At 70.8% G+C, this 25,104-nt stretch carries 22 protein-coding genes and 3 tRNA genes; 13 read left to right on the top strand and 12 right to left on the bottom strand.

All coding sequences use genetic code 11. From position 1 onward, the window contains the following. The first annotated feature begins 13 nt into the window (after window positions 1-13). Window positions 14-949 (top strand): ABC transporter substrate-binding protein, encoded by a 936-nt coding sequence (locus EUA93_RS05640; protein ID WP_129399237.1) that lies wholly within the window; start codon window positions 14-16, stop codon window positions 947-949. 84 nt (window positions 950-1,033) lie between these two features. On the opposite strand, the gene EUA93_RS05635 is transcribed toward EUA93_RS05640, so the two are convergent. The 4 genes from EUA93_RS05635 to EUA93_RS05620 form a co-directional block, all read right to left on the bottom strand. Next, the gene (locus EUA93_RS05635) at window positions 1,034-2,089 is read right to left on the bottom strand and encodes a zinc-binding dehydrogenase (protein ID WP_129399236.1); all 1,056 of its coding nucleotides are present in this window, start codon (window positions 2,087-2,089) and stop codon (window positions 1,034-1,036) included. A 46-nt stretch (window positions 2,090-2,135) separates the two neighbouring features. After that, window positions 2,136-3,140 (bottom strand): alpha/beta hydrolase, encoded by a 1,005-nt coding sequence (locus tag EUA93_RS05630; RefSeq protein WP_129399235.1) that lies wholly within the window; start codon window positions 3,138-3,140, stop codon window positions 2,136-2,138. After that, a complete protein-coding gene (locus EUA93_RS05625; RefSeq protein WP_129399234.1) occupies window positions 3,137-4,684 on the bottom strand; it encodes a flavin-containing monooxygenase in 1,548 nt (515 codons plus the stop codon). The genes EUA93_RS05630 and EUA93_RS05625 overlap by 4 nt, the downstream gene beginning before the upstream one ends. Window positions 4,685-4,760: 76 nt before the next feature. After that, entirely contained in the window at window positions 4,761-5,777 is a 1,017-nt protein-coding gene (locus EUA93_RS05620; protein WP_129399233.1) for an AraC family transcriptional regulator, read from the bottom strand. A gap of 94 nt (window positions 5,778-5,871) precedes the next feature. Here EUA93_RS05620 and EUA93_RS05615 point away from each other — a divergent pair, with 94 nt between their 5' ends. The 3 genes from EUA93_RS05615 (at window position 5,872) to EUA93_RS21940 (ending at window position 8,690) form a co-directional block, all read left to right on the top strand. Next, entirely contained in the window at window positions 5,872-6,744 is an 873-nt protein-coding gene (locus EUA93_RS05615) for a crotonase/enoyl-CoA hydratase family protein (RefSeq protein WP_129399232.1), read from the top strand. Between the two features lie 235 nt (window positions 6,745-6,979). Next, window positions 6,980-7,537, top strand: a complete 558-nt coding sequence (locus EUA93_RS05610) for a tetratricopeptide repeat protein (RefSeq protein WP_165355072.1) — start codon at window positions 6,980-6,982, stop codon at window positions 7,535-7,537. A gap of 601 nt (window positions 7,538-8,138) precedes the next feature. Next, window positions 8,139-8,690, top strand: coding sequence for a glycine-rich domain-containing protein (locus tag EUA93_RS21940; RefSeq protein WP_476703580.1), 552 nt, complete (start codon window positions 8,139-8,141; stop codon window positions 8,688-8,690). 98 nt (window positions 8,691-8,788) lie between these two features. Here the strand turns inward: EUA93_RS21940 and EUA93_RS05600 are convergent, their stop codons facing one another. After that, window positions 8,789-9,379 (bottom strand): TetR/AcrR family transcriptional regulator, encoded by a 591-nt coding sequence (locus EUA93_RS05600; protein ID WP_129399230.1) that lies wholly within the window; start codon window positions 9,377-9,379, stop codon window positions 8,789-8,791. A 134-nt stretch (window positions 9,380-9,513) separates the two neighbouring features. On the opposite strand from EUA93_RS05600, the gene EUA93_RS05595 reads away from it, so the two are divergent. Continuing rightward, entirely contained in the window at window positions 9,514-10,296 is a 783-nt protein-coding gene (locus tag EUA93_RS05595) for a hypothetical protein (RefSeq protein ID WP_242497250.1), read from the top strand. A gap of 209 nt (window positions 10,297-10,505) precedes the next feature. Here the strand turns inward: EUA93_RS05595 and EUA93_RS05590 are convergent. Then, window positions 10,506-10,578, bottom strand: a tRNA-Arg gene (locus EUA93_RS05590). 174 nt (window positions 10,579-10,752) lie between these two features. Between EUA93_RS05590 and EUA93_RS05585 the strand changes: the two genes are divergently transcribed. From EUA93_RS05585 to EUA93_RS21495, 4 genes are all read left to right on the top strand, one after another. After that, window positions 10,753-12,591 (top strand): phosphoenolpyruvate carboxykinase (GTP), encoded by a 1,839-nt coding sequence (locus EUA93_RS05585; RefSeq protein WP_129399229.1) that lies wholly within the window; start codon window positions 10,753-10,755, stop codon window positions 12,589-12,591. Window positions 12,592-12,708: 117 nt separating this feature from the next. Further along, complete coding sequence (locus EUA93_RS05580) at window positions 12,709-13,611, top strand: sulfite exporter TauE/SafE family protein (RefSeq protein WP_129399228.1); 903 nt, start codon at window positions 12,709-12,711, stop codon at window positions 13,609-13,611. A gap of 236 nt (window positions 13,612-13,847) precedes the next feature. Beyond that, window positions 13,848-15,707 carry a phosphoenolpyruvate carboxykinase (GTP) gene (locus EUA93_RS05575; RefSeq protein ID WP_129399227.1) on the top strand — a complete coding sequence of 620 codons (1,860 nt, stop codon included), beginning with the start codon at window positions 13,848-13,850 and terminating at the stop codon, window positions 15,705-15,707. A gap of 192 nt (window positions 15,708-15,899) precedes the next feature. Further along, the gene (locus tag EUA93_RS21495) at window positions 15,900-16,883 is read left to right on the top strand and encodes a TrmB family transcriptional regulator (RefSeq protein WP_165355070.1); all 984 of its coding nucleotides are present in this window, start codon (window positions 15,900-15,902) and stop codon (window positions 16,881-16,883) included. 162 nt (window positions 16,884-17,045) lie between these two features. Here the strand turns inward: EUA93_RS21495 and EUA93_RS21490 are convergent, their stop codons facing one another. The 3 genes from EUA93_RS21490 to EUA93_RS05555 form a co-directional block, all read right to left on the bottom strand. Beyond that, complete coding sequence (locus EUA93_RS21490) at window positions 17,046-17,264, bottom strand: hypothetical protein (protein ID WP_165355069.1); 219 nt, start codon at window positions 17,262-17,264, stop codon at window positions 17,046-17,048. 183 nt (window positions 17,265-17,447) lie between these two features. After that, window positions 17,448-17,538: transfer RNA gene (locus EUA93_RS05560), tRNA-Ser, on the bottom strand. 97 nt (window positions 17,539-17,635) lie between these two features. Continuing rightward, complete coding sequence (locus tag EUA93_RS05555; RefSeq protein ID WP_129399226.1) at window positions 17,636-18,097, bottom strand: hypothetical protein; 462 nt, start codon at window positions 18,095-18,097, stop codon at window positions 17,636-17,638. Between the two features lie 81 nt (window positions 18,098-18,178). On the opposite strand from EUA93_RS05555, the gene EUA93_RS05550 reads away from it, so the two are divergent. From EUA93_RS05550 to EUA93_RS05540, 3 genes are all read left to right on the top strand, one after another. Continuing rightward, window positions 18,179-18,263, top strand: a tRNA-Ser gene (locus EUA93_RS05550). A gap of 123 nt (window positions 18,264-18,386) precedes the next feature. Further along, complete coding sequence (locus EUA93_RS05545; protein ID WP_129399225.1) at window positions 18,387-19,274, top strand: AAA family ATPase; 888 nt, start codon at window positions 18,387-18,389, stop codon at window positions 19,272-19,274. Window positions 19,275-19,281: 7 nt separating this feature from the next. Beyond that, entirely contained in the window at window positions 19,282-20,646 is a 1,365-nt protein-coding gene (locus EUA93_RS05540; RefSeq protein ID WP_129399224.1) for a VWA domain-containing protein, read from the top strand. Between the two features lie 28 nt (window positions 20,647-20,674). On the opposite strand, the gene EUA93_RS05535 is transcribed toward EUA93_RS05540, so the two are convergent. The 3 genes from EUA93_RS05535 to EUA93_RS05525 are packed head-to-tail and all read right to left on the bottom strand — an operon-like array spanning window position 20,675 to window position 23,397. After that, the gene (locus tag EUA93_RS05535; RefSeq protein ID WP_129399223.1) at window positions 20,675-22,003 is read right to left on the bottom strand and encodes a hypothetical protein; all 1,329 of its coding nucleotides are present in this window, start codon (window positions 22,001-22,003) and stop codon (window positions 20,675-20,677) included. A gap of 1 nt (window position 22,004) precedes the next feature. Next, complete coding sequence (locus EUA93_RS05530) at window positions 22,005-22,961, bottom strand: hypothetical protein (RefSeq protein WP_129399222.1); 957 nt, start codon at window positions 22,959-22,961, stop codon at window positions 22,005-22,007. A 4-nt stretch (window positions 22,962-22,965) separates the two neighbouring features. Beyond that, the gene (locus tag EUA93_RS05525; protein WP_129399221.1) at window positions 22,966-23,397 is read right to left on the bottom strand and encodes a hypothetical protein; all 432 of its coding nucleotides are present in this window, start codon (window positions 23,395-23,397) and stop codon (window positions 22,966-22,968) included. Window positions 23,398-23,571: 174 nt separating this feature from the next. Here EUA93_RS05525 and EUA93_RS05520 point away from each other — a divergent pair, with 174 nt between their 5' ends. Further along, window positions 23,572-25,104: a potassium/proton antiporter gene (locus tag EUA93_RS05520; protein ID WP_129399220.1), complete on the top strand. Its 1,533-nt coding sequence runs from the start codon at window positions 23,572-23,574 to the stop codon at window positions 25,102-25,104.

Raw genomic sequence — 25,104 nt, 5'->3', positions numbered from 1 at the left:
GAAAGGGACAACCATGACCACCATCTCCCGCACGAGGGTCGGCGCACTCGCGCTCACCCTCGGCCTCGGGGCCGCGCTCTCCGCGTGCGGCTCCTCCGACCCCACCGACCCCGCTGCCTCGGGTGACGACGACAAGATCATCGTCGGATCGTTCCAGTTCCCCGAGAGCGAGATCCTCGGCGAGATCTACGCCCAGGCGCTCGAGGCCGAGGGCATCGACGTCGACACCAAGTTCAACATCGGGCCGCGCCAGCAGACCATCCCGGCGCTGCAGGACGGCTCGATCAACCTGATCCCCGAGTACAACGGCAACCTGCTGGCCTACTACAACCCCGACTACACCGAGCGCACGACCGAGGAGGTCGACGGCGCCCTGGGCGAGGCCGTGGCCGCCGACGACCTCGAGGTGCTCGACTCGTCCGAGGCCGAGGACAAGGACGCCTACGTCGTCACCCGCGAGACCGCCGAGGCCAACGACCTGACCTCGATCGGCGACCTGTCCAAGCTGGTCCCGTTCTCGCTCGGCTCGAACCCGCAGTTCGGCGACCTCGGCTACGGCATCCCGGGCCTGAAGAGCGTCTACGGAGTCGGCACCGAGAAGGGCGAGGTCACCTTCGTGCCGATCGAGGACTTCGGTGGCCCCGACACCGTCAAGGCGCTCGTCGACGACACCGTCCAGGTCGCCGACATCTACACCACCTCGCCGGCCCTGGTCGCCGAGGACCTCGTGGTCCTCGAGGACCCGGAGAACATGATCTCGGCGCAGAACGTCGTGCCGCTGATCGCCGAGTCGGTGAACTCCGAGGAGATCGCCGACGTGCTGAACGCGATCTCGGCCGAGCTCACCACCGACGACCTGATCGCGCTGCGCGAGCGGGTCGAGGGCGACGAGAAGGCCTCGGCCAGCACCGCGGCCAAGGACTGGCTCGACGACAAGGGCCTGCTCTGACCACCTGGTCCACCTGGTCCACCTGATCCGTCAGGGCGAACCCGCCGACGCAGGAGGCCGGACCCGCACCCGGGTCCGGCCTCCTCACGGCTCGACGAGGATCCGGACAGGACTGCCCTCTCCGCTCCGGAGCGTCTCGATGCCCTCCTCGAGGTCCTCCAGCGCCACGACCTTGCTGATCGACCGGCTGAGGTCGAGGCGCCCGGTCGAGACGAGCCGGGCGAGGACCCCGATGTCCGCGACCTCGTAGCCCAGGTGCCCGCGCACCTGCTTGCGGCTGAGGTTGAAGAGCACGCTCATCCCGAGGGAGAGCTCGTCGGCACTCATGCCGACGCCGACGAGACGCCCGCCGTTGCCGAGCGCCTCGAGGCCCTGGTCGAAGGTCGCCTTGATGCCGACCGCGTCGAAGACCGCGTCGAGGCCGACTCCTCCCGTGGCATCGCGGACCAGGGAGACCAGGTCGGGGTCGCTCGGGTCCAGGGCCAGGTCGGCTCCCAGGTCGAGGGCTCGCTGTCGCGCGACCGGGTCGAGGTCGACCGCGACGACGGGGGTCGCACCCACCAGTCGGGCGAGCTGGACGATGTGGGTGCCGACACCGCCCACTCCCCACACGCCCGCCGACTCGCCGATCCTCAGCTGGGCCGTGTGGACGACGGCGCCGTACGGCGTCGACACGGCGTCGGCGAGGACCGCCGCGTGCTCCATCGAGACGTTGTCCGGGATCCGCGTCAGTCCCAGCGCGTCCGCGACGGTGTACTCCGCCCAGGCGCCGTCGTAGGCGAACGCCATCAGCTGGAGGGCCAGGCACCGGCCGAACTCTCCGCGCCGGCACATCGGGCACTGTCGACACGGCCGGCCGGCCGCGGGCACGACCCGGTCGCCCGGCGCCCACCCCTCGACGCCGTCCCCGAGGGCGGCGATCACTCCCGAGGCCTCGTGGCCCTGGGTGATCACGGTCGGACCCATGGCAGGGAACGTCCCGTCGAGCAGCGACAGGTCCGAGTGGCAGATGCCGCTGAACGCCACCTCGATCAGCACCTGCCCGGGACCGGGGGTGGGCACGGGGACGTCGGTGATCTCGAAGGTCAGGGTGGTGGTGTCGAGTCGCTGGGCGCGCATCGTCGTGGGGGTGCTGGTCATCGTCTGGTCCTTCACACGTGGGAGGGGCGGGGCAGGTCGCGTCGGCTCAGGGGTGCAGGTCGGAGTGCGGCTCGGTCAGGCCGAGACGGCGAAGCCAGCCGTCCACAGCGTCGTACGCCCGTCGTCTGGGTCCCTCGAGTGACAGGAAGACGTCGTGCCGCGCGTCCTCGACGGGGATCACCGTGGTCTCGCCGCCGAGGCAGCCGGCCCAGCGGGCGATCTGCCGGACGTCGAGGACGGTGTCGGCCCGGTCGCTCGCCGGGCTGTGCGTGCGTGAGTAGTGCGTCTTGTCGGAGCGCAGGACCAGGGACGGTACGCCGACGTCGAGGCCGTGGTGCAACCGTGCCTGTCCGCGCCGGACGGCGTTCAGCCAGCCCACCGTGACGGGGAAGCCGGACAGCGGCTTCAACGTGAGGTCGTACTGCCAGGATCCGCCTCGCTCGGCGTGCAGCGAGTCGCCGTACACAGAGGTGGCAGGCAGGTCCAGCACCCGCAGTGGGGCGAACCTGGAGAGGATGCGGACGGCCTGGGTGACGGTGTGGCGCATCCGCGGCTTGCCCTGGAGGTCGAACCACGGACTGTTCAGGACCAGCCCCGCCACCAAGTCCGTCCGGCCGGCACGTCGCCTGCGATCGAGCCACAGGGGAGTGATGAGGCCACCTGTGGAGTGGGCCATCACGACGACCGGCTCGTCCGGGTGCTCGTCGGCGACGAGCTCGAGGCTGCGGTCGAGCTCGGCGTCGTAGAGCTCGAGATCCGTGACGTAGTGCGCCGTGTGCCCCTCGCTCCGCGCACGGCCGGACTTGCGCAGGTCCAGCGCGTAGAACGCAAGGCCCCGCTCGGCGCAGAAGTCCGCGAGCTCGGTCTGGAAGAAGTAGTCCGCGAACCCGTGCACGTAGAGCACCGCGCCGTGGGGTCGCTCGTCCTCGAGCGGCACCCGGCGCACGACGACCGCGGTGATGTGACCCTCGCCGTCGGGATCGGTGCCGAGGTCGAGCACGTGCTGCTCGTAGCCCGTCCCGAGCAGGTCGGGCTGCCACGTCGCGCTCACGCCTCGACCTTCGTCCGGTCGGCCGCGGTCGTGGTCGTCGTCGCGGCCGGGACCGGCGCCAGGTGGCGTGCCAGGTCGGCGCGCAGCGTCGTCGCCGAGTCGAGCACGTAGTTCTGGCGGACCCGCCACGGCGATCGGTTGCCCTGGCGCGGGAAGGCCGCGATCGAGCGCTGCACGTATCCCGAGGCGAGGTCGAGCAGCGGCTGCGGCTCGAGGTCACTGTCGGCCACGGGGACGACGGCGCGGTGCCCGCGACGCTCCATCCAGCCCAGCACCTTGCACACGAGACGGTGGGACAGGTCGGCGCGCAGGGTCCACGACGCGTTGGTGTAGCCGATGCACACGGCGAAGTTGGGGACACCGGTGATCATGGCGCCGTTCCACACGTACTGCTCCGACAGGTCGACGCGGCGTCCGTCCACGTGCGGCTCGATCCCGCCGAAGGCGAGCAGCTTGAGCCCCGTCGCCGAGACGACGACGTCAGCCTCGAGGACGCGCCCGGACCGGAGCCGGATCCCCTCCGGGACGAAGCGGTCGACGTGGTCGGTGACGACCTCCGCGCGCTGGTCGCTGATGACGCGGAAGAGGTCACCGCTGGGCACGGCGCACAGTCGCTGGTCCCACGGGTCGTAGGTCGGGGTGAAGTGGTCCGAGACCAGCTGGGGGTCACCCAGCATCCGGGTCGCGGAGTGGGTCAGCAGCTTCCGGGCCCGCTTCGGCCAGCGCTGGCAGAACTGGTAGAAGGCGGTGCTGAAGGCGATGTTCTTCCCACGGATGACGGTGTGGGCGAGCGCACCGGGAAGGACCGCCCGGATCTTCTCCGCCGACGTGTCCCGACCAGGGACCGCGCTGATCCAGGTGGGGCTCCGCTGGAGCATCGTGACGTGACTGGCGGGGTGGTCGCCCTTCAGCATCGCGGGAACCAGTGTCACCGCAGTCGCTCCCGATCCGATGACGACGACCCGCTTGTCGCCGTAGTCGAGGTCCTCCGGCCAGAACTGGGGGTGCACCACGGTGCCGGCGAAGTCGTCGACCCCCTCGAACGCAGGGGCGTGCGGCTGGTCGTAGTCGTAGTAGCCGGCGCAGGAGTAGAGGAAGCCGCACGTCATCGTGCGCTGCTCGCCGCTGCTCCCGTCCTCGATGACGAGGGTCCAGACCGAGGTCCCGGTGTCGAAGTCCGCTGCGACGACGCGGCTGGAGTAGCGGATGTGCTGCTCGATCCCGTACTCGTCCGCCGTCTCGCGGATGTAGGTCAGGATGGACGCTCCGTCGGCAAGGCTCTGGCTGTCGCGCCACGGCCTGAAGGAGTAGCCCAGGGTGAACATGTCGGAGTCCGACCTCACCCCCGGGTAGCGGAACAGGTCCCACGTGCCGCCGAGGCTCTCGCGCGCCTCCAGCACGACGTACGACGACCCCGGTCGTTCGCTCTGGATGCGGTAGGCGGCTCCGACGCCCGAGAGCCCTGCTCCGACGATGACCACGTCGACGTGCTCGACGTCGCGCTCGTGGGTCGATGGGGACTGGTCGTGAGGGTGTGCAGCCATGCATCCGAGTCTGGCGAGCGCGGCGTCGCCACGTTTGATCCGTCGCGACAGTTCCTTGCCCACGCGCGACACCGCCTCACGACGGGGCAGCGCCCCGCTGACGGACCTGCGTGGGCGTCTCGTCCCACCAGCGACGGCAGCATCGCGTGAGGACCGAGTGCTCGGACAGGTCCAGCAACGCCGCGACCTGGGCGAACGGCAGGTCGGTCCCGCGCAGGTACTTCTGCGCGGCCTCCTTCCGGACGCCGTCCACGACGTCGACGAACGAGGTGTCCTCCCGTGCGAGCTGTCGCTGCAGGGTCCTGGGGTGGACCGAGAACAGGTCGGCGATGGCCGTGATGGTCACCGGGCTCGTGCCCAGCGCCTGGGCCACGGCAGTGCGCACCCGTGCCGCCACCAACCCGGGACCGCTGGGGGAGAGGCGGTCGAGGTAGGCGATGGCCAACTGCTTCAGGACCGCGTCCTCGCCTGCGACCGGCTGCCGCATGAGCGACGACGGCACGCGCAGCAGCGCGGCCGGACGTCGGAAACGCACCTCCGTCCCGAAGTAGGCACGATAGGTCTCGGGGTCCGCCACCGGCTCGTGCGGCAGGTCGACGGTGCGGAGCCCGTAGCCCTCGCCCGTCACCGATCGGAGCGCCCCGTGCGCGAAGCCCAGGCTCAGGTCGGTCGCCTGCACGGTCGCGAGATCGCCGCCGCCGGGGACGTTCCACCGCAGGGCCACCACGCCCTTGTCCCCGTAGGGGTCCGCCTCGACGGTGAGTCCCACGGACCGGGAGTGGACGGAGAGGTAGCGAGAGCAGCACTCGAGCGCGTCCCCGACCGTCGCCGACGACTGGAGCGCGAGCGCGAGGGGTCCGAGCATGCTGAGCTCCTGGCGCGCTGCGACGCGCAGCCCGAGGTCCGGGCAGTCCGTCCGCCTCGCCCCGAGCTCCAGGGCACTGGCCACGGCGCGCTCGGGGACCAGCAGCTCGTCGGAGTGGAGTGCGGAGGGGTCCAGCCCGACATCGCGTGCAATGGCGTCCGGGTCGCCACCCAGCTCGAGCACCAGGGAGTGGAACCCCCGGAGAGCCGCAGAGCGCGCCAACGTCATGTCGCCTAGGGTCAAGGCCGCCGACGCCCGCGTCAACTCGGGAGCCGTCGCATTCGGTCAAGCGGTGCGCACGGCCCGCGGGGATGATGCTGGCATGACCGACTACGACACCCTCGACTGGCGCATCGACGACGACGGCATCGCGCTGCTCACGCTGGACCGGCCCGACGCGCTCAACGCGTTCGACCTGTCGATGGCCAACGAGCTCGAGCACGTGTTCGGCGTCGAGGCGCGCCGCGACGACGTGCGGGCCGTGGTCGTGACGGGTGCGGGCCGCGCGTTCTGCGCCGGGATGGACCTGTCCGCCGAGGGCAACGTCTTCGGCCTGGACGAGTCGCTCATGCCCTCGGTGGAGGACTTCCGCGCGAGCTACGACCAGCCGCCCTACGCGTCCGGTGTGCGCGACACCGGCGGGAAGGTAACCCTGGCCATCCACGCCCTGCCCAAGCCGGTCATCGCAGCGATCAACGGCCCGGCGGTGGGGATCGGCGCCACCATGACCCTCGCCATGGACATGCGTCTGGCCTCGACCCGTGCCCGCATCGGGTTCGTCTTCGGGCGCCTCGGCATCGTCCCCGAGGCGTGCTCGTCGTGGTTCCTGCCGCGCATCGTCGGCATCCAGCAGGCACTGGAGTGGGTCTACTCCGCCGAGGTGCTCTCTGCCGAGCAGGCACTCGCCGGCCGCCTCGTCCGCAGCCTGCACGAGCCGGACGACCTCGTGGACGCGGCCACGGAGCTCGCTCGATCCTTCGTCGTCGGCCGCTCGGCGGTCGCCACCGGTCTCACCAAGCAGCTCCTCTACCGCAACAGCGCTGCGGCGGAGCCGCTGGAGGCGCACCTCACCGACTCGTTGGCGATGTACTACACCTCGATCGCGGACGGCAAGGAGGGCGTCGCAGCCTTCCGCGACAAGCGCTCACCTCGGTTCGACGGGGTCGCCTCGGACCTGCCCGACGTCTTCCCGTGAGGATCGAGAACGACGAAGCCGCAGGTCAGCGGACTGACCTGCGGCTTCGTGATCTGCGCGCCTGTTGGGATTCGAACCCCACACCTTCTGATCCGTCGTCGGGCCGAAGAACTTGGGGTCCCCGGGCAGCGACCGGACGCGCCTCTGGCCGACACCGCTCCCATACGAAGTAGCTGGTGGGCGCCGTTCGCCTTTCCGCCCATCTGGCCCTGCAGCCTTCTCTAGACTGACGGTCGTGCCTCGACCCTCCCTAGCCGCGTTCGCTCTGTTGAGCGTCCTTGCCGTCACTGGCTGCAGCGGCGACAGCTCCGAGGACGGGCCGTCGTCGACAGCCTCCTCCTCAGCCAGCTCGTCCGCGGCGGACACCCTGGTCGAGTCTGCGCTCAAGCAGCTCGACGCGGGTGACATCGCGACCGCCCAGGCGACCTTCGAGAACGTGCTGCAGATCGACCCGGGCAACGTCTACGCGCACTACAACCTCGGCCTGTTGGCGCAGGGCACTGGCGACGGCGCGCTCGCTGTCGAACAGTACGACGCGGCACTGGAAACCGACCCGGACTTCACCTCGGCGCTCTACAACAAGGGCATCGTCCTTGAGGCGACAGATCTTGAGGAAGCGGTTGCACTCTACGAGCGTGCCCTCGCGATCGACCCCGACCTCGCGTCAGCGCACATGCGCCTGGGCTTCGCCCTGCTGCACCTCGGCAAGACCGCCGAGGCCGAGGCCCACCTTTCCACCGGAATCGAGCTGGACCCGTCGATGGCGCACGTGCAGGCGCCGTCGTACGACTGAGCACTGAACCGCACGGGCGATCTTCCCGATTTGCCCGTCCGGGCGTCCGTGGATCCATTACCTTCAGCGGGTGCCTGACACTCGAGTCCGCGCCCTCGCGTCCCTGTCCCTCGCCTCCTTGGCCTTGACCGCCATCGCTGGAACCGCCGGGTCGGCTGCTGCCGCGGAGAGGCCGCGACAGGACGTCCGGATCATCAGCGCGTGCTTCAGCGTCGAGACCGGCAAGATCCGGATCGTCCGCAAGATCACGGCGTGCCGGCCCGGCGAGGACCACATCCGCTGGACCCGCGGCGCCGACCGTTCCAACGGCGAGGCTGGACCCGCAGGGCCGGCTGGACCTGCAGGGCCCGCTGGACCCGCGGGGCCGGCTGGACCCGCCGGCCTGGCGGGAGGCATCGGCCCGGCTGGTCCGGAGGGACCTGTCGGCGCGACCGGCGCTGCCGGCTCCACGGGTGAGGCTGGACCCGCTGGCTCCACGGGGGAGGCCGGACCTGCCGGTCCAAGGGGTGAGGCCGGACCTGCCGGTCCGAGGGGTGAGGCCGGCCCGAGGGGTGAGGCTGGGCCCGCTGGTGCGAGGGGCGAGGCCGGACCTGTCGGTCCCATGGGAGAGGCCGGACCCGCCGGTCCGCAGGGTGAGACCGGACCTGCCGGGACGGCTGAGTTCTCATCGAACCTGGCGAGCGGGACCTACACGGTCCCGGACGGCGTGCACGCGCTCCGCGTTCAGGTCTGGGGCGGCGGCGGTGGCACGTCGAGCATCTGGAACGGCGGCCAGGGCGGCTTCGTCAGCGCCGATGTCTACGTGACCCCCGGGTCGACCATCACCTTCAGCGTCGGCGGCCCTGGCGCGCAGAGCTTCAGCAACACCAGCACCGACGGAGGCACCACCACACTCACGACCTCCGACGGGTTGACCTTCACCGCCCCGGGCGGCCATCGCGGGAGCTTCCAAAACGCCCCCGGCGCCGGGGGCTCGGCCGGAACGGTCACGGGGAGCCGGGGCGCGGGCCACGTCACCAACGTCGTCGCGCAAGCCGGAGCCACCGTGTCGTCACCTGACCCCGGGGCGAACGCAGGCAGCGGTCTGCCCGGATTCGGTGGTTCCTTCGACGCGGGCGGTGGACACGGCCTGGTCATCATCACGGCCCTCTGACGCCATGGGCTGACGCGCGACCCCGGGCGCGCGTGCTCCAGCTGGGGGCTCCATTTCTCGAAGCTCTGGCGGGAGAGCAGTGCCGACAGCACGCATTGCTATGCCTGCTGCTGGAGCGCTTCTTCCAGGTCGTCTCGACTGCGGTAGACGAGCAGCCCCTCGACTCCGCGCAGGAGGGTCTCGCAGACGACCGCGGGGTCGGCGAGACAGCCGGCGGCCATGGCCCCGTCGCGCAGCATGACGAAGTGGCGGGCAGCGGGTCCCGCATCGGGCTTGCCGGTCTCGGCGAACAGGTCTTCGACCGTGGCCAGAAACCAGTCGCGGTGCTGGAGCACCGCGCGGTGCACCGGGTGAGCGGGGTCCGGGTACTCGGCAGCTGCGTTGAGGAACGCGCAGCCGCGGAAGCCCGGCCGCTGGATGTCCTCCGCGATCGCTGTGGCCACGGCCCGGATCACTTCCTCGGTCGACTTGCCGGCCAGTCGCACGTCGGCGACACGCGCGCGAAGCAGTTCGTCGCTCTGGGTCAGGTAGGCGACGAGGAGGTCGTCCTTGCTGGCGAAGTGCCGATACAGCGTCGCCCGGGTCACCTCTGCTGTGGCAATGATCCGGTCGATGCCGACGGAGTGCAGTCCCTCGGCGTAGAACAGTCGGCTCGCCGTGCTGAGCAGTCGTGCGCGTGCCTCGGACATCGTTCGTGCTCCTCACCTGTGAATCGAACGTTAGCAGATAGAACGGTCGGTCTTGACGCGGGCCGGAGGAGCCTGCATGCTCAACGAGACCGATCGGTCTATCCACCCAGTTCAGCAAGCGAAGAGAGAGTCCGATGTCCAATCTCACCGAGGCCGAGGCAGTCACCACCCGGCCCACGACCGACGTCAGCACCGCGGCGCTGCGCAACCTCTACGCCGCCCGGTTCACGTTCGCGATCGCCTGGGCGGGTCTGCTCGCCATCAGCTCGGCGGAGCTGAACCCCTTCGCCATCACGCTCCTCGTCCTCTATCCGCTCGCCGACCTCGGTGCCGCCGTCTACGACTTTCGCTCGTCGGGCGCCACGCGACAGCGGGTCCCGCTACTGGTGAACATGGCCCTGAGCCTGGCCACCGCCGTCGGTCTGGGCGTCGCGATCGATTCCGGGCTCCCCGACGTCCTGCGCGTGTGGGGCGCCTGGGCGATCACCGCCGGCGCCGTGCAGCTGGTTGTCGCATCCCAGCGCCGCGGCCTCGGCGGCGGCCAGTGGCCGATGATCCTCAGCGGCGGGATCTCGGTCCTCGCCGGCGGCAGCTTTGTGGCCATGGCCTCGGGCGACAACGCCTCGCTGTCCAGCCTTGCCGGGTATGCCGCGCTCGGCGGCATCTTCTCGCAGTCTCCGCGTTCCGGCTGCACCGCAGCAACGCGAGCGTCGAGCGATGACCGCAGCGACTCCGGGTTCCGTGATCGGTGCGGCAGGAGCCCGCGAGACGTACGACGTGGTGATCATCGGCGCCGGTGCACGAAGCTGTGGGGACTGCTGCACGAACGGGTGACAGGTTGGGTCAGGCCGCCTGGGGTGGCGGCTGGGGTCATGATCAGCGCTCCGACACGGTCCATCGATCTGACCTCGGCATGATGCACATCCTTCGGTGCCGAGAGATCGACGCAGGTTCAGATGTCACCCACCCGTGCGGCAGTCCCCGGTGCAGATAGACGTCGAGACGATTGTGCAGGCAGCAGAGTGTGTCCGCCGGTCCGTCCGACACCGCCTGGGCCGATCGGACCGGCGACGAGCAAAGGGTCTCCAATCAGCGTTTCCGCCGGTTGGAGACCCTTTACGTCCTGCGCGCCTGTAGGGATTCGAACCCCAAACCTTCTGATCCGTAGTCAGATGCTCTATCCGTTGAGCTACAGGCGCATGTCCGAGCCGGCCGACTGGCCCGCGGGGACTGCACGACAATAGCCGACCCCGACCGACCGAGCGAAATCAGCATCCCCCATATCGGTGGATCGGTCGGTGTGACGCTTGCCCTAGGGTGCCTAGACCCGCACACGCGGCGGCCGCACCCGCCGCACGATGAGAGGCAGCGCGATGGCAGATCTCGAGGCAGTCCTGGACGAAGCCGGTGTGACGAACCCGAAGGTCCGGGAGTTCGTGAAGGAGTACGCCGAGCTCACCGGAGCCGAGCGCGTCGAGGTGGTCAACGCCTCCGACGACGCGCGTCTCCTGGAGGAGGCGGTCGCGGCCGGGGAGCTGGAGATGGCCGGGGCCGGGCGCTACTACTCGCGCAGCTACCACAAGGACACCGCTCGCTCCGAGGAGCGCACGATCGTCGCGACCAGCGACGAGAAGGACAGGGGCGTCTACAACAACTGGCGCCCGGCCTCGGAGATGAAGCCGATGCTGCACGACCGGATGCGCGGCGCGTCCGCCGGCAAGACGATGTACGTCATCCCCTACCTGATGGCGCCCGCCGGCAACGCGCTGGCTCCGTGGGCGGCCGGCGTCGAGCTCACCGACACCCGCACCGTCGTGCTCCACATGATCCGGATGGCGCGTGTCGGCGTGCAGTTCGTCAACGACCTCGACGACCCGGACTCCTTCGTCCGGGCGGTCCACGTGACCGGCGACCTCGAGCACCTCGGCCAGGGCACGGCCGACGACCAGCGCTACTTCGTCACCGTCGCCGACGAGCGCACGATCCTGCACTTCGGCTCGTCCTACGGCGGCAACGCGCTCCTGGGCAAGATCGCCCACGGCCTGCGGCAGGGGGCGTACGACGGCTGGGCGAGCAGGAAGTTCCTCGCCGAGCAGTACATGCTCATCGGCATCCACGACAAGGAGACGGGCAAGACCTGGCACGTCTGCGGTGGGTTCCCCAGCGCCTCCGGCAAGACCAACCTGGCCATGATGGCCGCACCCGACGCGCTCGGCGACCGCTACCACGTGTCGTTCTACGGCGACGACATCGCCTGGCTGTGGGTCGACGAGGAGTCCGGGCGGTTGATGGGGATGAACCCGGAGTACGGCGTCTTCGGCGTCGCGAAGGACACCAACGAGACGACGAACCCCAACGCGCTCGCCTCCATCGGCGAGGAGACCCGGGCGATCTTCACCAACGTCGCCCACAACCCCACCACCGGCGAGGTGTGGTGGGAGGGCAAGACGCCCAAGCCGCCGACCGACGTGCACGGCTGGCTCGACTGGACCGGCGCGCCGCTGGCCGACCGCAAGTCCGACGACTCGGCCGCCTGGGCGCACCCGAACAGCCGCTTCACCACCACGCTCGACAACGTCCCCAACATCGCGAGCGACTACGACGAGCCGGTGGGCGTGCCGATCGACGCGATCATCTTCGGCGGTCGCACCCGCGACCGCGAGCCGCTGATCCGCGCGATCACCGACCTCGCGGAGGGCGTGTACGACGGCCTCACGCTCGGCGCCGAGGCCACCTTCGCCGCCGAGGGCGTGGACGGCCAGCTGCGCTACGACCCGATGTCGAACCGGCCCTTCATGGCCTACGGCGAGGGCGACTACGCCCGCCACTACCTCGACGTCGTCGGTGCAGCGACGGAGCAGCCGATCTTCGCGCACGTCAACTGGTTCCAGCGCGACCCCGACGACGGTCACTTCCTCTGGCCCGGCTACCGCGACAACCTGCGCCCGCTGCTCTGGCTGCTGCAGCTCAAGGCCGGCGAGGTGGAGGGGCGGCGCACGGCCGTCGGGATCCTCCCGACCGAGGAGGAGCTCAACCTCGAGGGCGTCGACATCACGCCGCACGACCTCGAGCGGATCCTCACCATCGACCACGAGCGCTGGCGGCAGGAGATGGGCTTCCGCGAGGAGCACCTCTCCCAGTTCGACCGGATGCCGGAAGAGATCTGGGAGGCCCACCGCCGGGTGGCCGCCGACCTCGACGCCGAGGACTGATCCCGGGAGCTCCGCCGCGGGTGGGTGAAAGGCCACACCGATCACTGATGAGGCATTACTTATCAATTCAGTGTACTTTGGTGACAACGCCCTGATCCTGCCCTCGGAGGAGTCCCCGTGCAGAAGCTCGTCATGTTCGCCCTCGTGGGCGTGGCCGCCCAGCTCGTCGACGGAAGCCTGGGCATGGCCTACGGCGTCACCTCGACCACGCTGCTGCTGATGATCGGCACCAACCCCGCGATGGCGTCGGCCATGGTCCAGCTCGCCCAGCTCGGCACCACCGCCGCCTCGGGCATCTCCCACCACACTTTCGGCAACGTCGACTGGCGCGTCGTACGCACCATCGCGCTCCCGGGCGCGATCGGCGCCTTCATCGGGGCCACGCTCCTGGTCAACATGCCGGTCGACCTCGCGAAGGTCGTCATGTCGGTGCTCCTCCTCGCGCTCGGCTCCTACCTCCTTGTGCGCTTCACCGTGAAGGGCTTCGACTCCAGCCGGGTCGGCGAGCCGCTCGGCCGGACGTTCCTCGTGCCGCTCGGTGGCGTGGCGGGCTTCGTCGACGCGACCGCCGGCGGCGGCTGGGGCCCGATCGGCACGCCGGCGCTCCTCGCCAGCGGCCGGATGGAGCCGCGCAAGGTCATCGGCTCGGTCAGCACCTCGGAGTTCGTCGTCACCCTCGCCGCCTCGATCGGCTTCCTCACCGCACTCGGCTTCTCCGGCATCCAGTGGCAGATCGTGGCCGGCCTGCTGATCGGTGGCGTGATCGTGGCGCCGTTCGCCGCGATGCTCGTCAAGGTCATCCCGGCCCGCATGCTCGGCTCGCTCGTCGGCGGCCTGATCGTCCTCACCAACTCCCGCACCCTCATCAACGCCGACCTGGTCACCGTGCCCGGTGGCGTCGCCATCGCGATCTACCTCGCGATCGCTGCCGTCTGGGCCTACGCCATCGCGCACTCGTGGCGCGCCCACCGGGCCGACACGGCCGAGCTCGACGAGGTGCGCGACGTCGTGGAGGCCTGACCCGCCCGCTGCGCCCACACCCGCCCGGATCGCGAAACCCCTGCTCCAGCAGGGTTTTCGCGCGTTCTGACGTCTCCACGCGTGCTGAAACGAATCAATGCGGAGGCCGCGAGACCCACGTCACACATCTGTGATCGATCCAATATGTGCGGACTCCGGCGGCGGTTAGCGTCCCCGCAAGTCGCCGACAACGAGGCCGCGCGAACCAGCCGCTACGCACGCTGAAGGAAACGGTCATGACCGCAACGATCGACCCCCAGACGACCACCGAGACGGGGCACCCGACCACCCACCAGGGCATCCTGGCGTGGGTCGCCGAGGTCGCCGAGCTGACGCAGCCCGACAGCATCCACTGGTGCACCGGCTCCGACGAGGAGTGGGCCCAGCTCACCGAGTCGCTCGAGGCGACCGGCACGTTCACCCGCCTCAACCCCGACGTCATGCCGAACTCGTTCCACGCGGCCTCCGACCCGACCGACGTCGCCCGCGTCGAGGACCGCACCTACATCTGCTCCGTCGACGAGCGCGACGCCGGCCCCACCAACAACTGGATGGACCCGGCGAAGATGAAGGAGCTCATGCGGGGGCTCTACGCCGGCTGCATGCGCGGCCGCACGATGTACGTCATCCCCTTCGTGATGGGCCACGTCGACGCCGAGAAGCCGATGTTCGGCGTCGAGGTCACCGACTCGGCGTACGTCACCGTCTCGATGCGGGTCATGGCCCGGATGGGCACCGAGGTCCTCCACCGGATCGAGGAGCTCGCCGAGGCAGGCAACGACCCGCAGTGGGTCCCTGCGCTCCACTCCGTCGGGATGCCGCTCGAGTCCGGCCAGGCCGACGTGGCGTGGCCGTGCAACGACACGAAGTACATCGTCCAGTTCCCCGAGGAGCGGATGATCTGGAGCTTCGGCTCCGGCTACGGCGGCAACGCCCTGCTCGGCAAGAAGTGCTACGCGCTGCGCATCGCCTCGGTCATGGCGCGCGACGAGGGCTGGCTGGCCGAGCACATGCTCATCCTCAAGCTCACCTCCCCGCAGGGCGTGACCAAGTACGTCGCCGCCGCCTTCCCGAGCGCGTGCGGCAAGACCAACCTCGCGATGCTCAAGCCCACCATCCCGGGCTGGACCGTCGAGGCCATCGGCGACGACATCGCCTGGATGCGCATCGGCGAGGACGGTCGCCTGTGGGCGGTCAACCCGGAGTTCGGGTTCTTCGGGGTCGCGCCCGGCACCAACGAGCACACGAACCCCCACGCCATGGAGACCATCCGCAAGGGCAACTCGGTCTTCACCAACGTGGCGCTGACCCCCGACGGCAACGTCTGGTGGGAGGGCCTGGAGGACACCCCGGCCGAGGCGACCAGCTGGAAGGGCGAGCACTGGACGCCCGAGATCTTCGAGGAGACCGGCGAGCTCTCCAGCCACGCCAACAGCCGCTACTGCACCCCGATCAAGCAGTGCTCGATCCTCGCCGACGAGTACGACGACCCGCGCGGCGTGCCGATCGACGCGATCCTGTTCGGTGGTCGCCGCAAGACGACGATCCCGCTCGTCACCGAGGCCCGCGACTGGAACCACGGCACCTTCATGGGCGCCACGCTGTCGTCGGAGACCACGGCGGCCGCCGTCGGCGCCGTCGGCGTGGTCCGCCGCGACCCGATGGCGATGCTGCCGTTCATCGGCTACAACGCCGGTGACTACTTCGGCCACTGGGTCGGCATCGGCAAGGACAACGACGCGGCCAAGCTGCCGAAGATCTTCTACGTCAACTGGTTCCGCCGCGACGACGAGGGCGGGTTCCTCTGGCCCGGGTTCGGTGAGAACAGCCGCGTCCTGAAGTGGGTCATCGAGCGCATCGACGGCCAGGCGGCGGCGATCGAGACCCCGATCGGCCACGTGCCGGCGCCGGGCTCGCTCGACATCGACGGGCTCGACCTCACCGAGGAGCAGGTCGCCCAGGCCCTCGCCGTCGACGCCGCGGAGTGGAAGGCCGAGATCCCGCAGATCGAGGAGTGGTTCGAGAAGTTCGGCGACGACCTGCCGGCCGTCCTCTGGAGCGAGCTCGACACGCTCAAGGCCCGCCTCGACGCCTGATCTCCTCCGGCGGGCGAGGCCCGCCGCAGCGTCGTACGACCCGTCTCCCCACCGTCTCGGGGACGCGGGTCGTACGCGTTGCAGGGGGCTGTGGTTGGGCACGTTGTGGCAGCATCACCCCCTACGGGGACGTGATGGGGTCGCGTTGGGAAGGCGAGGTGAGTCATGCCCCTGGGGCAGCACGAACGCGGGATGTTCGAGGAGCAGGCCACGCCGCTCTACGAGGAGATCGTCGCGTCCGGCGGCCTGAGCGCCACCGACAAGCGCATCGTCAAGCGTGGTGAGCTCCAGGAGGCCTTCGAGCTCCTGGTCGAGGTCGGCCTCGTCGTGAAGAGCGAGGACGGCGCCCAGTGGCGCGCGGTCGACCCGGCCGCAGTGCAGGCCCAGGTCGTCGCTCCGCTCGGCCAGCAGGGCGCCGAGCTGATCGCCGAGTCGGCCCACTGGGCGCAGGCCTTCAGCACGCTCTCGCACGCGTGGCGCCGCTCGCCCAGCGCCGTCGGCGGCCCGTTCGCCGAGATCCGCGGCGCGACCATCGGCAGCTTCCTGGCGTCGATGGTCAGCGACGCGGAGGAGGAGCTGCTCACCGCGCAGCCGCAGGACCGCCGGGGCGTCAAGCAGCTCGGGGCGGCGGGCGCACGCGAGATCGCGGCCCTGCGACGCGGGGTGAAGATGCGCACGCTCTACCAGCACGCGGCCCGACGGGGTGCCGACACCCGCAAGTACGTCGCCGCGGTGACCGCCGAGGGCGCCGAGGTGCGCACCCTCGACGAGTTCTTCAACCGGCTCATCGTGGTCGACCGGCGACTGGCGATCATCCCCAGCCACGAGGGCGTGAGCGCCGCGATGGTGATCAGCGAGCCGTCGATGGTGAGCTACCTCGTCGACATGTTCGAGCGGCACTGGGAGCGCGCGCGGCCGTTCACGAGCAGCGAGACCTCGCTCATGCGCGACATCGCCGCGGAGCAGCGCGCGATGACCATCCGGATGCTGCTCGAGGGCAGGGCGGACCCGGCCGGCGCCAAACGGCTCGGCGTCAGCCCGAGGACGTACGCCGGCTACGTCGCCGACCTGAAGAGCGAGTTCGAGGTGGAGACGCGGTTCCAGCTCGGCTACGAGATGGGCAAGCGGGGCATCTCCGGTCGCGAGACCGACGAGGGTGCCGCCGGCCGCCGCTGAGCGGTTCGACAGGCCCGAAGCAGGACGAGGGCAGCAACTCGATGAGTTGCTGCCCTCGCGGCCGGGACTCGCCTGTGGGGGAGGCTTCCGGACCAGAACTCGTGGGGGGTTGAGGGGTCCGGGTCCCGGCTCTTCACTGCGTGCACATCATGGCACGTCAGGTCAGTCGAGCGTCTTGATCTTGAAGCCCCAGGTCGTGTCGCCCAGGTTCTGGCTGCCCCTGGACTTGAAGCCCCAGGTCGTGTCGCCGAGGTTCTGGCTGCCCTTGGACTTGAAGCCCCAGGTCGTGTCGGCGTGTGCTGCGGTGGCCCCGAGGCCGATGAATCCGGAGCCGAGTGCGGCCACGAGGGCTGCTGCGGCAAAGCGGCGTACAGGGGTCATGTCTTTCACCTCGAGGGTTTCATGTCACAGGGGATGACACTGTCATTCTCCCCCACGCCCGTGGTGGCGTCACACCCATGGTGTTGCAGGTCTGTGCATTGCAGATACCTGCAAAAGGTTGCAATTCGGCCGATCGGCGGCAAAAGGATCGGCCCCCTTCCGCAGAAGGGGGCCGAATCGCGGCGGAGGCGGAGGGATTTGAACCCTCGATGGGGTTGTAGCCCCAAACCCGCTTAGCAGGCGGGCGCCATAGACCGGACTAGGCGACGCCTCCATGCCCGATCCGAAGGTCGGGCGCAGAGAAGGCTACAAGGCCGGGCGCTCCAGCGCCGAATCAGGTCGCGAGTTCCGCCGGCCTGCGTCGATCGGCGTCAGGACTTGCGGAGGCCCTGGCCGCGCTGGAGGTGCTCCTGGAGCTCGCGCACGAACGCCTCGCGGTTGATGGCGAGCATCTCCACCGGGATCGTGCTGGTCCGGCCGTCACGCAGTCGGAGCACCACCACGGGCGCGTCCGCGACGGTCGTGGTGACGGCGTCCTCGACGTCCTTCCAGCGGCCGGACGCGGCGCCGACGCCGCGCACCCACTGGACGCGGTAGCCCTCGTCGGTGGCCCGGACGACCCAGCCCTTCTCGCGCCACGTCCACCACGTCGCGACCAGGAGCGCGATCGTGAGCCCGACCGGCACGAGCAGGAACACGGTGTGCAGGTCGACGACCGCGATCGCGATGGTGCACACGAGGATGAGCACGGCGACCACGCACAGCACCACGCCCAGCAGGCGCGCCGCGACGGCGGGGGCGAGGCGGTAGACGGTGGCGGTCTCGGACGTCACGGCGGAGATTTCATCACGCGAGGGATGCCCCGGACCCGTTGGGTAGAGTCCGGCGATGTGCGACGCTCCGGCGTCGTACGAGGAGAGGTGCCGGAGCGGCCGATCGGAACCGCCTTGAAAGCGGTCGTAGGGAGACCTACCGCGGGTTCGAATCCCGCCCTCTCTGCTGAGCCCATCGCTCCGCGATGGGCTCAGCAGAGACGGCGGGAACGGAAGGGCGTGAGCGCAGCGAGCGCTCCGCGAGCAAACCTCCTCAGCTCGTCGGAGGCACGCAGATAGTGTCGATCCCGTGACCTCCACCTGGTTCGAGTCCGCCGACGACGCGGCCGGCCGCCTGCGCGCGGCCGGCTACCTCACCGACGACGCGACGGCACTGACGGCGTACCTCGCGGGGGCGCTGGAGAAGCCGCTGCTGGTCGAGGGACCGGCAGGCGTCGGCAAGACCGAGCTGGCCAAGGCGGTCGCGCGGGCGACGGGTGCCGAGCTGGTGCGGCTGCAGTGCTACGAGGGGCTCGACGAGGCTCGGGCGCTCTACGAGTGGAACTACAAGAAGCAGCTGCTCCGCATCCAGGCGGCGCAGGCCCCCTCGCGAGGGAGTGACGCGACGTGGGACGAGACCCACGACGACATCTTCACCGAGGAGTTCCTGCTCACCCGTCCGCTGCTGAGCGCGATCCGGCGCGACGACCCGACCGTGTTGCTCGTCGACGAGGTCGACAAGACCGACGTGGAGGTCGAGGGCCTGCTGCTCGAGGTGCTGAGCGACTTCCAGGTCACGATCCCCGAGCTCGGCACGGTCACCGCGACCCGGCGCCCCTTCGTCGTGCTGACCTCCAACGCCAGCCGTGAGCTGTCCGAGGCGGTCAAGCGACGCTGCCTGTTCCTGCACCTCGACTACCCCGACGCCGAGCGCGAGCGGGAGATCGTCAGCAGCCAGGTCCCCGGCCTGGACGACAGGGTCGCCGCCCAGCTCGTCGACGTCGTCGTACGCCTGCGCGAGCTCGAGCTCAAGAAGGCCCCCTCGATCGCGGAGTCGGTCGACTGGGCGCGGACCCTCATCGCGCTGCAGATCGGTGACCTCGACGAGGCCACCGTCGCGCGCACGCTGGGCGTCGTGCTCAAGCACGCCTCCGACCAGCAGCGCGCGATCAAGGAGCTGAAGCTGGCGTCCGGGTGAGGTCGCGATGAGCCTGCTCGACACCCACATCGGCTTCGTGGAGGCGCTGCGCTCCGCGGGCCTGTCGGTCTCGCTGGCCGAGGGGCTCGACGCGATCGCGGCGCTCGAGCAGGTGCGCTGGCACGACCGCGAGACCGTGCGGGGGGCGTACGCCGCCACGCTGGTCAAGCGGCAGCCGCAGCGGGTCACCTTCGACGCGGTCTTCGACATCTACTACCCGCGGCTGGTCGGCAGCGGCGTCGCCGGCGACGAGCTGCCGGACGAGGCCGGGCCCCGCGACACCGGCCCGGAGCTCGCCCGCTTCCGGCAGGCCCTCGCGGCGGCGCTCGCGTCCGGCGACCAGCAGGCGTTGCAGGACCTTGCAGTCGAGGCGGTCGCCCGCTTCGGCGCGATGCCCGGTCGCGGACCCGGCCTGTCGAGCTGGTCGGCGTACACCTCCCTCCAGCGCGTGTCGCCGGCCGAGCTGCTGGACCGGCTCGTGCAGGGGCTGCTCGCCGACGGACTGGACGGCGACCGCGCGCAGCGGACCGCCGGGCGCCGCATCGGCGACTTCACCCGGATGGTCGAGGGCGACGCCCGCCGCCGGATCGCGGAGGAGAAGGGCCCCGAGCACGTCGCCGACGTGACCGTCCGTCCCACGATCGACCGGCTCGACTTCACCGCCGCCCGCCGGAGCGACCTCGAGGAGATGCGCCGCGAGATCTACCCACTGGCGCGCAGGCTCGCGGCCCGGCTGGCCAAGGAGCAGCACGCCCAGCGTCGCGGCCCCCTCGACGTACGCCGCACGGTGCGCGCCTCGATCGCGACCGGCGGGGTCCCGCTGACGACGTACCACCGCCCGAAGCGCCCGCACCGCACCGACCTCGTCGTGCTGTGCGACGTCAGCGGCTCGGTGGCGAACTTCGCGCAGTTCACCCTGCTGCTCGTCTTCGCGCTCCGGGAGGCGTTCTCGGGGGTGCGCGCGTTCACCTTCGTCGACGACGTCGTGGAGGTCACCGACACCTTCCGCCGCGGAGCCGACGTGGTCGAGGTGATGGAGGCGCTCGCGCCGAGGATCTCGCAGGCGGCGCTCTTCGGGCGGACCAACTACGGACGCGCGCTCACCCGGTTCGCCGAGCAGCACGGCGACGCGATCGGCCCGCGGTCGTCACTGCTCGTGCTGGGCGACGCCCGGTCGAACTACAGCGACCTGGCGCTCCCCGTGCTGTCCGACCTCGCCGGTCGGGCGCGGCACGCGTGGTGGCTCAACCCCGAGCACCCGCGCCACTGGGGGTCGGGCGACAGCGCGGCGGACACCTACGGGGAGGTCGTGCCGATGACCGAGTGCCGCAACCTCGCCCAGCTCGGCGAGTTCGTGCACGGGATCGTCTGACGGCAACAGCACCGGGCGACCGGCTCGATCAGCCCGCGAGGTAGCCCAGCTCCTGCATCCGTGCGATCTCGGCTCGGAGCTCGGGGTGCTCGGCGACGTCGGCGGCGCGGGCGCCGGCGACGTAGAGCGGGCCGCCGTCGGCACTGGAGCCGTCGAAGACGACCGTGACGCGGTTGCTCGTGCGGGCGTTGATCAAGGAGCCGAGCAGCGCGACCGGGTCGGAGCGGTCCTCGAGCGAGAGCATGCGGGTCGTCTCGGGGATCCGGGGGACCAGCGCCGAGGGGGCGCCCGCGGTGACGACCTGGTCGACCACGAAGCGCTCGGAGCTGGCGCCGGCGGCGATCTCGGCCGCGAGCGCGCCGCCTGCCGCGGAGCCGACGAGCATCACCCGGGCGTCGTCGTCGGTCACCGCCTTCTCGATCGCGCGGACGACCTGGCGGGCCGAGGTCGACGGGTCGGCCCCGACGAGGCGCAGCCGGCCGGTGTCGTCGCCGAGGCCGCTGGGGAGGTAGGCGATGTAGCGCCCGGTGCCGACGCGCTGGACGCTGATCCTGCGGTCCTCGGCGACCAGGTTGGCCATCAGCTCCTCGAGCGAGCGGGGCGCGGTGCCCTCGTCGCTGGAGGCCTCGGGATCGGGGGTCTCGACCTCGACGAACGAGCCGGCCGAGTCGCGGAAGGCGGACACCGCGTCGGTCGAGAAGGGGTCGATCCCGATCGCGCGCAGGCCACCCCGGGCCGCGTGGGCGCCCTGGTCGGAGGCGAGCACGCCCGCGGTGAGCAGCGAGCGCATGTGCAGGCCGTCGAGCAGGCCGCCGCCACCGGACAGGTGGTCCATCAGGTCGGGGTTGCTGTCGGCGAGCTCGCTCAGGTAGGCGGTGACGCCGTCGCGGTCGAGCGCGTCGGCCTCGATCAGGCCGGCACTGACGATGGCGCCGCCGAGCGCGACCTCGGGTGCGAGGTAGCCGATGGCGCGGCCCGCGATGGAGCCGAGGGTCTTGTAGGCGGCCTGCTGGAGCTCGTCGATCCACCGGTAGGTGAGGACCGTGGCGCGTACGACGAGGGCGTCGGCGTCGAGCTCGACCGATCGGGTCAGCAGCCCGTGCTTGCCCGTCGTCGCGGCGCGGACGTCCTCCTCTGCCTGGCCCCAGGTGGCCTTCGAGAGCTCGCCCGAGTCCACGACGTCGTCGTCGCCGAGGATCTCGGCCCCGAGGCGGGCACGGGTGCGCATCTCGTTGCCGGAGGAGTCGAACAGGTCGGCCAGCGCCAGCATCTGGTCGTACTTGTCGGCGATGACCGACGCCGAGGAGTCGGCCTCGGACTCGGCGGCGTGCGTGCGGGGGATCTCGAGGTCGCCCATGTCAGGCCACGTCCTCTCCGGGGCCGGCCTGGACGACCTGCGCGAGCACGGGTGCGAGCTCGGTGGCCAGGTCGTCGGGGTCGACGCGCGCCACGGCGACCCGGGCGCCGTCGTCGTGGCGCGGGGTCAGGGAGTGCCACCCGTCCTTGAGCAGCACCCACGAGATGACGCCGACCGAGGTGGTCGCGCGCTCGGAGACCTCGGCGGCCAGGATCCGCAGCCGGCCGCGGCTCTCGGTGTGGACGCAGGAGACGGCTGCGGATGCCTCGGCGTCGCCGAGCTCGTCGCCGTCGGCGTGGACCGCGCCGTCGGACTGGCCGACCAGCACCGGCACGAGGTCGGAGCGTCCGGCCCGCAGGGCCTCGCCCACGGAGTCGGCCAGGGCGTAGGGGACGTCGAGCAGGGCCGGGACCTGTGACGTGGTGACCGGGAGGTCCTCCGGCACGGCGGTCACCCGGGCCAGCTCGGTCGTCCACTGGTCGACGGGGAACCACGCCAGCTCGAAGACGATCCCGTCGCACGTCGACAGGCTGGCGACGGCGTGTCCGGTCTGGCGGTGCCAGGCCTTCACCTGGGTGCCGCCGGCGGCGACGTCGAGGTCGAGCGCGAGCCGGGGGGTGGCGAGGAGGCCGATCGCGCCGATGATGCCGGGGTCGGCGCCGTCGTCGGTGATCAGGCCGCGTCGCCGCAGCGAGTCGTCCGGGTCGTGGAGGGTGCCCAGGGCGTCGGTGTAGGCGGAGTCCTCGACGGAGCCGCGGCTCTGGCCGAGGCGTCCGGACAGTGATCCCGCGCCGTGGGCGGTGCCGTCGGAGTCGCGTACGTCGAAGGGGAGCGGTGCGTCGCCGGCGAGGCCGGCCATGTGGCGCAGCTCGGGCAGCGTGAGGGCCAGCCGCCGGGCCATCCCGTCGAGGATGCTCGTGGGCGGCGGGGGCGGGGTGGTCAGGTCGATGGTCACCATGTGGTCAGAGCCCCGGGAGCGTCACGGTCAGCCAGTCCTTGTGACCGGCCGGGGGAGGGTCGAACGCGAGCAGGGCGGCGTCGCTCGCGTCGGGCTCGGTGCCCTCCGCGTCGTCGCCGGACTCGCTGGCACGGGTGCGGGCGTCCTCGACGAGCGTGGTGGCCTTGGTGCTGCGCACGTCGATCGCCTCCTTGAGGGTGTCGACCTCACCGAGGTGCCTGGCGAGGGAGTCGGCGGCGGTCTCGTGGTGGGCGGCTGCGGCGCGGAGGTGCGAGGCGCGCTCCTTGATCCGCTCGCGCATCGAGTCGGCGGCCTTGCCGTGCCACGGCACGGCCTCGGCCTGGGCGACGAGCCGGGCGGCGAGGGCGCGGATGTCGCCACCCTGCTCGCGCAGCTGGGCGACGCGCTTGCGGCCCGCGGCGGTGTCGCCGTACATCGATCACACCCTTTCGTCCGGGTGGGGGGTACCCGGAACAGGCCGTCCCCAAACGTCCTGAGGACGTCGGGTATTCCCGCCCCCGAGGGCGTGGAACGACGACGGTCCGGCTCCCTCCCGCACCGATAGGATCGTGGCACACAACTGCCAGCGACAACCAGAGACGGGGTGCCGGTGACCTTCGACGTCCACCAGCTCGACCTGTTCGTGCTGGTCGGTGCTGTGGTCACGCTGGCGGCGATCCTCGCTGTCCGGGTCTCGGCCGGTGCCGGGCTCCCGTCGCTGCTGATCTACCTCCTGATCGGGGTCGCGCTCGGCGAGGGCGGTCCCTTCGGGATCCAGTTCGACGACGCCAAGCTCGCGCACGCGCTCGGCTTCGGCGCCCTGGCGATCATCCTCGCCGAGGGTGGTCTCACCACCGACTGGCGCCAGATGCGCTCCAGCGTGCGCCTGGGCCTCTCGCTGGCGACCCTCGGCGTCGCGGTCTCGGTCGCGGTCGTCGCCGTCGGCACGCACTACCTCCTCGGCCTGCCGTGGGAGCTCGCGATCCTGCTCGGCGCGATCTGCTCGCCGACCGACGCGGCGGCGGTGTTCTCCGTGCTGCGCGCGCTGCCGCTGCCCAAGCGCCTGACCGGGGCGCTCGAGGCCGAGTCCGGCCTCAACGACGCCCCGACCGTGGTGCTCGTCGGCATCATCTCCACCGGCGCGGCCGCCGAGTCGGGCGTGCTCGAGACGGCCGGACTGATCGTGTTCGAGCTGATCGCCGGCGCCCTGATCGGCGTGGCGTGCGGCGTCGCCGGGGCGTGGGTCATGCGCCGGGCCGCGCTGCCGTCCTCGGGCCTCTACCCGCTGGCCGTGCTGTGCCTGGCGTTCACGGCGTACGGCGCCGCCGCTGCAGTGCACGCGTCCGGCTTCGCCGCGATCTACGTCGCCGCGCTGATCCTCGGCAACAGCGAGCTGCCGCACCGGGTGGCCACCCGGTCGTTCTCCGAGGGTGTCGCCTGGCTCGCCCAGATCGGCCTGTTCGTCATGCTGGGCCTGCTGCTCTCGCCGTCGCGCATCGACCTCGACACGGTCGTCCAGGCGCTCGCGACCGGGCTCGTGCTCACGGTGGTGGCGCGCCCGCTGTCGGTGTTCGTCAGCAGCGTCGTGCAGCCGATGGCCGCGCGCGACCTCGCCTTCATCTCCTGGGCCGGCCTGCGCGGAGCGGTGCCGATCGTCCTCGCGACGATCCCGCTCTCCGAGGGCGTCGAGGGCTCCTACGACATCTTCGACATCGTCTTCGTGATGGTCGTGATCTACACGCTGCTCACCGGCCCGACCCTGCCCTGGGTGGCCCGGACCCTCGGCGTCGCCCAGCGCAACGAGCCGCGCGGCCTGGAGGTCGAGGCCGCGCCGCTCGACAAGGTCGCCGCCGACCTGCTCCAGGTCACCATCGCGCCCAGGTCGCGGATGCACGGCGTCGAGGTCGGCGAGCTCCGGCTGCCGCAGGGCTCCTCGGTCTCGCTGGTGATCCGCGCCGACAACGTGCTGGTGCCGGAGCGTCGTACCGTCCTCCGGGCCGGCGACGACCTGCTGGTGGTCACCCCGCGCAAGCTCCGCGAGGCCACCGAGGAGCGGCTGCGGCAGGTCTCGGCCAACGGCCGCCTCGCGCTCTGGCTCGGTGACAGCAAGCGGCGCGAGGTCGAGCGGGGCACCGAGCAGTAG

The sequence above is a fragment of the Nocardioides oleivorans genome, from assembly GCF_004137255.1.
In the GTDB taxonomy this organism is placed as follows: domain Bacteria; phylum Actinomycetota; class Actinomycetes; order Propionibacteriales; family Nocardioidaceae; genus Nocardioides; species Nocardioides oleivorans.
Note: the sequence above shows the minus strand (reverse complement) of the source record. Positions and strands in the feature narration are given on the sequence as shown.

Bases quoted from the DNA above. Each gene is read 5' to 3' on its own strand.
- EUA93_RS05640 (WP_129399237.1), top strand. From the start codon at position 14: ATGACCACCATCTCCCGCACGAGGGTCGGCGCACTCGCGCTCACCCTC.
- EUA93_RS05635 (WP_129399236.1), bottom strand. From the start codon at position 2,089: ATGACCAGCACCCCCACGACGATGCGCGCCCAGCGACTCGACACCACC.
- EUA93_RS05625 (WP_129399234.1), bottom strand. From the start codon at position 4,684: ATGGCTGCACACCCTCACGACCAGTCCCCATCGACCCACGAGCGCGAC.
- EUA93_RS05620 (WP_129399233.1), bottom strand. From the start codon at position 5,777: ATGACGTTGGCGCGCTCTGCGGCTCTCCGGGGGTTCCACTCCCTGGTG.
- EUA93_RS05615 (WP_129399232.1), top strand. From the start codon at position 5,872: ATGACCGACTACGACACCCTCGACTGGCGCATCGACGACGACGGCATC.
- EUA93_RS21940 (WP_476703580.1), top strand. From the start codon at position 8,139: ATGGGAGAGGCCGGACCCGCCGGTCCGCAGGGTGAGACCGGACCTGCC.
- EUA93_RS05600 (WP_129399230.1), bottom strand. From the start codon at position 9,379: ATGTCCGAGGCACGCGCACGACTGCTCAGCACGGCGAGCCGACTGTTC.
- EUA93_RS05595 (WP_242497250.1), top strand. From the start codon at position 9,514: ATGTCCAATCTCACCGAGGCCGAGGCAGTCACCACCCGGCCCACGACC.
- EUA93_RS05585 (WP_129399229.1), top strand. From the start codon at position 10,753: ATGGCAGATCTCGAGGCAGTCCTGGACGAAGCCGGTGTGACGAACCCG.
- EUA93_RS05575 (WP_129399227.1), top strand. From the start codon at position 13,848: ATGACCGCAACGATCGACCCCCAGACGACCACCGAGACGGGGCACCCG.
- EUA93_RS21495 (WP_165355070.1), top strand. From the start codon at position 15,900: ATGTTCGAGGAGCAGGCCACGCCGCTCTACGAGGAGATCGTCGCGTCC.
- EUA93_RS21490 (WP_165355069.1), bottom strand. From the start codon at position 17,264: ATGACCCCTGTACGCCGCTTTGCCGCAGCAGCCCTCGTGGCCGCACTC.
- EUA93_RS05540 (WP_129399224.1), top strand. From the start codon at position 19,282: ATGAGCCTGCTCGACACCCACATCGGCTTCGTGGAGGCGCTGCGCTCC.
- EUA93_RS05535 (WP_129399223.1), bottom strand. From the start codon at position 22,003: ATGGGCGACCTCGAGATCCCCCGCACGCACGCCGCCGAGTCCGAGGCC.
- EUA93_RS05530 (WP_129399222.1), bottom strand. From the start codon at position 22,961: ATGGTGACCATCGACCTGACCACCCCGCCCCCGCCGCCCACGAGCATC.
- EUA93_RS05525 (WP_129399221.1), bottom strand. From the start codon at position 23,397: ATGTACGGCGACACCGCCGCGGGCCGCAAGCGCGTCGCCCAGCTGCGC.